Genomic DNA, 473 nt, shown 5'->3' with positions numbered 1-473 from the left:
GCCGCTTGCGGGCCAGCCGCTGCGCCGCCGGCAGCACCGGCTGCGGCTTGCGCATCGGCGTACATCTTTTCACCGAGTTTCTGGCTCGCGGTCATCAGCGTGTTGGTCTTCTCTTCGATCAACGGCTTGTCTTCGCCCTTGAGCGCTTCTTCGACGTCCTTGATCGCAGCTTCGATAGATTCCTTTTCGCCGGCTTCGAGCTTGTCGCCATGCTCGGCCAGCGACTTCTTCACGCTGTGCGCCATCGCTTCCCCCTGGTTGCGGGCTTGAACGATCTCCAGCTTTTTCTTGTCGTCGGCCGCATTGAGCTCGGCGTCCTTCACCATCGTCTGGATCTCGTCTTCGCTCAAGCCCGAGTTCGCCTTGATGGTGATCTTGTTTTCCTTGCCGGTGCCTTTGTCCTTGGCGCCGACATGCAGGATGCCGTTGGCGTCGATGTCGAAGCTCACCTCGATCTGCGGCGTGCCGCGTGC

The 473-nt window shown here is 60.9% G+C and carries 1 protein-coding gene; it reads right to left on the bottom strand.

Annotated features, from left to right (window positions below):
- On the bottom strand, positions 1–473 hold a 473-nt coding region (locus QN413_RS27115), incomplete at both ends, for an Hsp70 family protein (RefSeq protein WP_323499646.1).

The organism is Variovorax sp. LG9.2, assembly GCF_035018885.1.
In the GTDB taxonomy this organism is placed as follows: Bacteria; Pseudomonadota; Gammaproteobacteria; order Burkholderiales; family Burkholderiaceae_C; genus Variovorax.
The sequence above is the reverse complement of the archived record's forward strand: the minus strand, read 5'-3'. Positions and strand labels throughout refer to the sequence as shown.